This is a genomic window from Peribacillus cavernae (assembly GCF_003989135.1).
Taxonomy (GTDB): domain Bacteria; phylum Bacillota; class Bacilli; order Bacillales; family DSM-1321; genus Peribacillus; species Peribacillus cavernae.
This window is the reverse complement of record NZ_RYZZ01000058.1, coordinates 1-7,895: the sequence shown is the minus strand read 5'-3', so window position 1 is coordinate 7,895 and position 7,895 is coordinate 1. Positions and strand designations below refer to the sequence as shown.

Annotated in this window: 8 protein-coding genes and 1 pseudogene; 2 read left to right on the top strand and 7 right to left on the bottom strand. The window is 40.1% G+C overall.

Features of this window, described 5'->3' with window-relative positions; translation table 11 throughout:
* Positions 1 to 396: 396 nt before the first annotated feature.
* Positions 397 to 633, bottom strand: a complete 237-nt coding sequence (locus ELQ35_RS22255) for a hypothetical protein (RefSeq protein ID WP_126867359.1) — start codon at positions 631 to 633, stop codon at positions 397 to 399.
* A gap of 117 nt (positions 634 to 750) precedes the next feature.
* On the opposite strand from ELQ35_RS22255, the gene pdaB reads away from it, so the two are divergent.
* Complete coding sequence (pdaB, locus tag ELQ35_RS22250; protein ID WP_126867360.1) at positions 751 to 1,503, top strand: polysaccharide deacetylase family sporulation protein PdaB; 753 nt, start codon at positions 751 to 753, stop codon at positions 1,501 to 1,503.
* A 139-nt stretch (positions 1,504 to 1,642) separates the two neighbouring features.
* Here pdaB and ELQ35_RS22245 read toward each other — a convergent pair whose 3' ends face one another.
* Positions 1,643 to 2,329, bottom strand: coding sequence for a KinB-signaling pathway activation protein (locus ELQ35_RS22245; protein WP_126867358.1), 687 nt, complete (start codon positions 2,327 to 2,329; stop codon positions 1,643 to 1,645).
* A gap of 137 nt (positions 2,330 to 2,466) precedes the next feature.
* Here ELQ35_RS22245 and gerD point away from each other — a divergent pair, with 137 nt between their 5' ends.
* Positions 2,467 to 3,108, top strand: coding sequence for a spore germination lipoprotein GerD (gene gerD / locus ELQ35_RS22240; protein WP_126867357.1), 642 nt, complete (start codon positions 2,467 to 2,469; stop codon positions 3,106 to 3,108).
* Between the two features lie 151 nt (positions 3,109 to 3,259).
* Here gerD and ELQ35_RS22235 read toward each other — a convergent pair whose 3' ends face one another.
* The 5 genes and pseudogenes from ELQ35_RS22235 to rpsI form a co-directional block, all read right to left on the bottom strand.
* Positions 3,260 to 4,321, bottom strand: a complete 1,062-nt coding sequence (locus tag ELQ35_RS22235) for an Mrp/NBP35 family ATP-binding protein (RefSeq protein WP_126867356.1) — start codon at positions 4,319 to 4,321, stop codon at positions 3,260 to 3,262.
* A 152-nt stretch (positions 4,322 to 4,473) separates the two neighbouring features.
* Complete coding sequence (gene cwlD / locus ELQ35_RS22230) at positions 4,474 to 5,190, bottom strand: N-acetylmuramoyl-L-alanine amidase CwlD (RefSeq protein ID WP_126867355.1); 717 nt, start codon at positions 5,188 to 5,190, stop codon at positions 4,474 to 4,476.
* Between the two features lie 86 nt (positions 5,191 to 5,276).
* Positions 5,277 to 5,720, bottom strand: coding sequence for a YbaK family protein (locus ELQ35_RS22225; protein WP_126867354.1), 444 nt, complete (start codon positions 5,718 to 5,720; stop codon positions 5,277 to 5,279).
* 364 nt (positions 5,721 to 6,084) lie between these two features.
* Positions 6,085 to 6,519, bottom strand: coding sequence for a hypothetical protein (locus ELQ35_RS22220; RefSeq protein WP_126867353.1), 435 nt, complete (start codon positions 6,517 to 6,519; stop codon positions 6,085 to 6,087).
* Between the two features lie 694 nt (positions 6,520 to 7,213).
* A pseudogene (gene rpsI, locus ELQ35_RS22210) lies at positions 7,214 to 7,279 on the bottom strand (30S ribosomal protein S9); the annotation flags it as partial.
* Positions 7,280 to 7,895 lie beyond the last annotated feature (616 nt).

Here is a 7,895-nt window from a genome sequence, read left to right as displayed (position 1 = left end):
TTTCAAGAAGAGCTGGCTCTTCTGGCGTGATGTTGTAAAGCCGGACGTGGTGCTTAGCAACTTGACATGGAGCCTCCGCAGGCATGAGTTCCCAGCCAGGAAGCAAGCTTTGACAAAAGCTGGCTACGCCGGCCAAGGCTATCATGCCTGCCACTCCATATAAAGTTGCGCGGAGTAAGTCCTATCATCTTATTTTTCATGTTGGACATCGGTTTACAGGGTTTTCATCATGTGTTGCATTTAATATTGCAATTTAGGTCTAATATGTTTATAAATATGGTTTTTAAATACTTTATTTAACAACAGCTTTTATAATATACCAGCGAAAAAAAGCTTCGTCAATACTTTTTAACATAAAATTAATGAAACAGATTTAGAAATTTCAGATTTCCACTTTTAAATATGATCGTGTTCTTTAAACGCCTTTTTCGTCCTCGTATATCTCAAGCACTCTCTTGCCGGAGCTACCCTTTTGAATAAGTTAAAGAGAATTTTATATCTTTCCTCCATTGCTCTTTTTACGATGTGCTCTGTGCGCTCGTCCTGCAGGTCGAATAAGATTTCATCCAATTCCCTTTTTACGATGTATTCCATTTCTTTTTTTTCTTTCTCATTAATCACCAAACCCAGCATCATTCCACCTCGAGCATCATTTTTTGTTATGTTTTCCAGAAGCATTTATTTTATGTGCATAAAGCTCCCGTTTCAGCCATAGGATGGAGACAAGAGTGGTGGACGAGGTGAATGCAGATGAATTTTTTTATGGTACTGAGCGCACGTAAGATCAAACAATACGGTCTTGTAATTCTGACAGCATTATTTGCGGCCTGGTTCCTGTTTGTACAGAATATGATACATGCGCCTGTTTTTTCAACATCTGAAGGACCGAAAGCTGTTTATAAAGGGGAAAAGAATCTCGCATTAACTTTCAATATCGGCTGGGGTGATGAGCGGGCACTGCCTATCCTGAAAACATTGAAAAAGGAGAAAGTGAAATCCGCTACGTTTTTTCTGTCTGGAGCATGGGCTGAGAGGCACCCTGACATCGTTGCCACCATTGTAAAAGAAGGCTATGAGATCGGGTTGCTGGGATATGCTTATAAGGATTATTCCGATATCAAGGATGAAGAAATCGTAAAGGATATATCTAAAGCACATGAAGTGTTTAAAAAGTTAAATGTAAAAAGTATCGTGCTGTTACGGGCCCCGACCGGTCACTTCGATAAGCGCCTGCTTAAAATCGGGGAGCGTTTTGGTTATAGTGTCGTTCATTGGAGCATCGATTCAAAGGATTGGACAAATCCAGGCGTGGAGAAAATTGTAGAAAATGTTGATCAAGCCGACAAAGGCGATATCATTTTATTACATGCCTCCGATTCCGCCAAACAGACAAATACAGCACTGCCACAATTACTAAGTGAGATTCGCTCAAAAAACCTCAAACTCGTGACTGTATCGGAAATGATTTCCAACTCAAGTGCGAGAAATGAAGAGATTGAATAAGAAAAGCACGAGCGCCGCCACGTCCTGTGCGTCGAGGCTTGGCTGTTTGCGCTAGACATCAATTCACATCGAAAAAAGTTAATCTTATTTAATAAAAAGCGGGGCGAAAAGCTGTTATTGCTTTTGCCCCGCTTATATTTCATTTTGTTTTTACTTTTTGTTTATTTCCTTTTCTTATAGCCTGTTTACCACTCTTTTGCTTACTTGCTCTTTTGCTTTCCAATTCTCGCTGTGAGCGTTCAATAAGCTTGTTCAAAATCAGCAATTGATAAGCATTGCAAACCAGCAAAGGAAGCAGCATGAAGTATATCCAGCTTTCATCGTTAACGCGTAAAACCGGAACCCATTCGAGAATAGTTACGACAGTCATAAAAAATAAAGCAGGGATAAACGCCTGTTTATTGGTTTGCTTCATCTTGAAATAAGCCACGATTAATCCTACAATCAATAACAATATAGCAAGCCCTAGATATGAACCCAGGCCCTCACCCTCAGCAAACGTGATGAAGCGCAGATAAACCAGGTCAAACAAGACAAAAATGACTAATACAAGCTGCACAGCGTTCCATAAGGAAGCACTTCGGAAAATTCCCAGTCCAAAACGGTGGACAGTTAAATAAGCAAAATATCCCGCCTGGCTGATTACGCTAAAAATCAAGCCCACTCCAAACATCCAGACAAACGTGGAGAGAATTTCCCCAAGGTCGAAGGACGAAAACATCGGCGCAAATTGGTCCCAGCGAGCAACAAATCCAGCAAGTCCCGCGGTAACCCCGCCGATAATTAAAGTGGTCATAAATAAACGCACTATATTACGGCTATTCATCATTATCCCCCATGGTAATTGTTTATACATATCTGATTGTACCAATCCACCCTTTAAAAATCTACATTTTTAACATCGAATAAAATTCACTGAAGCAACCATATTAATAATAAGAAGTCATGAAAGGGGCTCTTATAATGAAATCCAGAGTTGTTTTCATTCTGTTCTCCTTGATGTGTCTCGTTATAATAACTGGCTGTGCCCAGAACGAGATGGGCGGAGAAAATACTGATTATGAGGAAACCAAAAAAATGGTTGTCGATATATTAAAAACGGATGATGGAAAAAAGGCCCTCCAGGATGTTATGTCCGATGATAGTATGAAAACCCAGCTAATCATGGAACAGCAGGTCGTATCAGATACGATTGAAAAGACGATTACATCCGACAAAGGAAAAGAGTTCTGGGAAAAGGCTTTTGGCGATCCTAAGTTTGCAGCGGCATATGCCAAGAGCATGAAGGATGAACACGAAAAATTGCTAAAAGAATTAACTAATGATCCGCAATATCGCGCCATGATTATTGATATAATGAAGGAACCTTCCTTGCAAAAAGAATTTAATGATCTGCTTAAAAGTAAGGAAATGCGAGAGATGTCCAAGAAAACCCTCATTGAAACAATGGATAGCCCGCTGGTTAAAGCAAAACTAGCTGATATCCTGACGAAAGCGGCAGAAGAGATGCCGACTGATTCTAAAAGCGGCGCCCAAGGGGAAGGCCAACAAGGAGAAGCACCTGGAGCAGCCGAAGGCGGCGGCGGCCAGGGTAGTGGACAGTAAGAACAAAAGCGCAAGGCCTTGTAAAAAGGAACGCCGATGTCAGCGCATCCTCGAAAAGCTATCGCTTTCCTTACGAAGGATGTAATGCCGGCGAGCGTCCCTATACAATAAGAACAAACGGCTGACCATTCAAAGTCAGCCGTTTTTCTATTTATTTCTCTAAAATGTCGATAGTTTTTATTGCAATATCTGTGTAAATTTTTCCCAATCGGTGATCTTCCGCGTAGATAGATGGTGCAAAGTCTTCCTCATCCCAATCAGGCTGCTGGAGCGGAAGCCGTCCAAGTATCTCTGTGCGAAGTTCTTCTGCCAGCTTTTCTCCTCCGCCTTTTCCGAAAACATATTCTTTTTCGCCGGTAAGCTTGCTTTCGAAGTAAGCCATGTTTTCAATGACACCGATTACTTCGTGTTCTGTCTTGATGGCCATTGCCCCTGCCCTTGCAGCGACAAACGCAGCTGTTGGATGCGGGGTTGTGACAATGATTTCCTTACAGGATGGGAGCATGGAATGGATGTCCAAAGCAACGTCTCCGGTCCCAGGCGGCAGGTCAAGCACTAAATAGTCCAGCTCACCCCATTCGACTTCGTTAAAAAAGCTATTCAGCATTTTTCCTAGCATAGGTCCTCTCCAAATGATCGGGGCATTATCTTCTACAAAGAAGCCCATGCTCATCACTTTAACACCAAGGCGTTCAACCGGGATGATACTTTCACCGCGAACGACTGGGCGCTTGGAGATTCCCATCATGTCAGGTACACTGAAGCCGTAAATATCGGCATCAACAAGGCCTACCTTTTTGCCAAGACGGGCAAGTGCCGCCGCAAAGTTAACCGAAACAGTAGACTTTCCTACTCCTCCTTTACCGCTGGCGATCGCAATAAATTTCGTCTTGCTGTTGGGCGCAAGTAAACCGGCATCGGCATTATCCTGCGGCATTTCGGTTCGGTATTTGGCCAATTCATCTTCAGGAAGCTCAGAGAACCGAATGCCGACTGAGTCTGCCCCGTCACTTTTCAAAATTTCGACAATTTTGGTCTGTAATTGAAGCTGTTCACCAGTGCCAGTCTTTGCAATCGCGATTTTAACGCTTACATGGTTCTTTTCAGGCTTTATCTTTACTTCTAAAATTCCGTCGGTTTCCGCTAGACTTTTATGAAGAAAAGGGTCTTGAAGATCCTTTAGCAGATTCAGTACTTTCTCTTCTGTTAACACACCGGGCACCTACCTTTTTTATTTCTTTTTTCCACTGATAAGTATACCATATATTATCAGTATTGCCTTCCGAAGCAGGCTTGAAAACCCTTTATTTATTTTCACTGCCAAAAAGAGCCGGCAAGTCTTCCCGGCTCTAGTCTTGCATATGATCATTCATTGTCAGGCAGCTCTTCCTCTGTAAAATAACGCAAGGCCCCTTTGTAAACAGATGCTGCGATTTTTTCTTGATATGAATCCTTTAACAGGTTTAGCCTGTCTTCCTGATTCGAGAGGAAGCCCAATTCCACAAGCGCACCTGGTTTCTTTGCATTTCTCATCAGATATACATTTTCAATCGACTTGGCCTCACGATCTGTATTTTCCAGATTTCGTTTAATTTCCGCCTGAATAAATTTCGCGACCTGTTCGTTTTCCTCGTAGCGGCTTGTATAAAAGGTCTGGGCACCCTTCCACCTTCCTGAAGGAAAAGCATTAAGATGAACACTCAAGAACAAATCCGCTTCAGAGTTATTAATCATTTTGACACGGTTTTGCAAATCTTCATGTTTTCTGTTGCGAATCCCTTTTGTATTTTCATCAGCTAAATCGCTGTCATTTTCTCTTGTCATGATCACAAGGGCACCCTGCTCCTGAAAAAAATCTCTGATCTTAAACGTGACCTTTAAAGCTATTTCTTTTTCCAGTACTGACTGCACGTTCGCACCGCCATCAGGGCCTCCGTGGCCAGCATCAAGAATAATGATTTTACCCGAAAGAGGAAGATTCCATGAATTCCATGAGTCATCATCTACAAACTTTACTGTCACGATTAAAAACAGAACAATAAATCCAATTGCAAAGCCTGTATATTTTAACTTCCTGCGCATACCCTGTCTCCTTTCGCCCGTCCTATATAAAAATATGGGACAAGAGCTGAGAATAGAACAAGATACGCCTGGAGTTTTAGTGATTTTTAATGAAGCCGCATTTTCCGGCGTTTTTCGCCTTTTTCAAAGCCTTCCAGCCACCATGCTCCAACATAGGCTTCACAGCGGTAATATAGGCTCTCGTTATACATATCGTTATCGCCGACTTTCCCCCAATAGAGGATGAAGTTAAAAAGCGTATCAGTTAGATGCTTTTCCTCGATGCTGCATCTGTATCTTGCTGTCTCCACAGACTCCCCGTAATGCCCGAATTTACTGTAGTTTGCCCCGAGCAGGAACGCCTCAATGGCGACATCGAAGCAGCTTTCCTCAAGCACATCCATAAAATATGGCCCATTCATCCCGTCCGAACTAAAAAACTCCTTAACCCTATTCTTTAGTGTTTCAATTGATAATTCCCTTAATATTTTTCTGTCATACTTAATCTGCTTTTCCTTCTGCTTCTCTCTTAGCGTCGTAATGACATTCATTTTATACACCCCATGAACACGTTAGTACCTCTTTCTAATTATAGAGATATACAATTAGTTTTCACTCCGCAGGCCGGGTGATGCTTACTTTTTGCATTTTGCCGATACCAATTATTTATAAGGAACTTTAACGATTTGGTGGGGATAATAAAAAAAAACCCCAACCAAAATGGTTATTAACGCTCCAATTTCATACGATTTAATTAAATTGCATCAGAGGGTATTCAAAAATTATAATACGCTGGCGGGCAATATGTATAAAAAGATAGCCTTCTGTTAGTGTATTCGTTCGATTAAAAAACCCTCTAAACACAAAGAAAATAATCCAGTATTTCCTGACACTACCGTATAGGTGAAAATTATTTTAAATATTAGATAATCGGCTCTTTATTAGAGCTTTATCTAATTCACGTACTTTATCATATGACTGTAACAGCTGCTCAGGGATCAATGTTCTCCCGTAATCCCAAGCATTCGTTTCTATTTTAGATGTAAGATTTTCTATTTCTTCTTCGTCACCATACTTTAGAATCCTTAAATCATGTTTGTTTTTCTTAAAATCTAAGTAATAACCAATCACATGATAAAGAATAATTTTAACGAAGTTTTCATCTGTCTCTTTAATTCTAATTTTACTGATATAACCGCTAACTTGAAGATAATTAAATTTTATAGTATTTGTCGATACGTTATAACTCATAGGTACTTTAAGATTATTGTTAAATTCATAGTTAATATTTAAATTATGCTTATCTAATGTATCTTTAATGATCTTCTCAATATTCCATGCATAAAGCATTTTACGATCACTTCCCTTAAAGTATATAAAACACCTGTCATTTTACTTTTATGTGAATCTAACGCTACTTCAAAACATTAAGAACTCTTTTAATTGATTGAGATCCTGGAGTAAATTGTCATATGTATCGGGTATATCGTTTAGCTGTGTCGTCTAGGGGCTTGTCTGTATCGCCTATCGCTATATGCGCTACGATGTCGATTGAACAAAGATATGCCTATCGCCATCTTTTAAAAACTTATATCCATTTCGCTCTAAGATTTGGTCATACTTTCGAACTGTCGGAGTTGCAATCCCCATTTCTTCTGCCACTTCCTGGAAGAGCGAGCTCGTTCATTTAGTTGTATATCATCTCGCATATCGGACCTCCTTTTCTATTAAAATGAAGGTTTTTTGATGAATTAGCAAGTTATATCGCCCAGCGATTCAGCCCAACCTTCCTTTATGAATTAAAGCAAAAAATACTTCAAGAAAAAAGTAGATAAGAAATCATTACTTATATCACTCCTTCTCTTTAACCCTTCAGAAAAGAAACCAAAACCAGAACCAAAGAAGCGTGGCCGTAAAAAGAAAGAAGAAAAAGAACAATATGACCAACAAAAGAGGAAGGGTATTCGAACTGATTTTTTCTCAAAATAAAAACCCTTCCTCGGTAATCCGAGAAAGGGCTGTAAACGTTGATATATAGCCGATATTAACGTTTTGAGAACTGAGGTGCACGACGAGCGCCTTTAAGACCGTATTTTTTACGTTCTTTCAAAGGTGGATGTATTTTTCATTATATGGAAGTATGTGAACCGCTTTAAATCAACGTTTTTCCCTTTTAGGGTTTGGTGGGATTTTAACCGATTTTCCGTAAAGGGTATTCAAGGGGTATTCAAAATAAATACGCTGGCAGGCTATATACAGGAACCCTATTTGATTTCTCGTTTTTTAGACTCTGCTCAATTCATTATAAGAATTGGAGTATCTATTTGCTTGTGTTTCTAACCTTTGTTGCTGCTTTTTAATTAATCTAATTTTTCATATCTGGCGGTTGAACACCGGTGGTCGGGGTCGAAATAGGTCTTAAAGTATTGATTCTATAAGGTTTTGTACTTGCAGTGTGTAAAATTTGTGTAAACAAATTCAGCTTTATACAGAAGATGAATATTTAGTCTCTTCACCATTGTTTGTGATTTCTACATAATTCTGGCAATTAAGTTAGCTAGATTGGAGCCACTCACAATCTCTCCTTCTTCAGCTTACAGACCGGCCAGTTGGTGGAAAAGATGCGGTCAAGTGCTTTCCTTGACGGCATCTTTTCCACCAACTATTATCCACCATAATGCCTGTCTCTTATACACATCTGACGCTGCCGACGATCGCATAAGTGT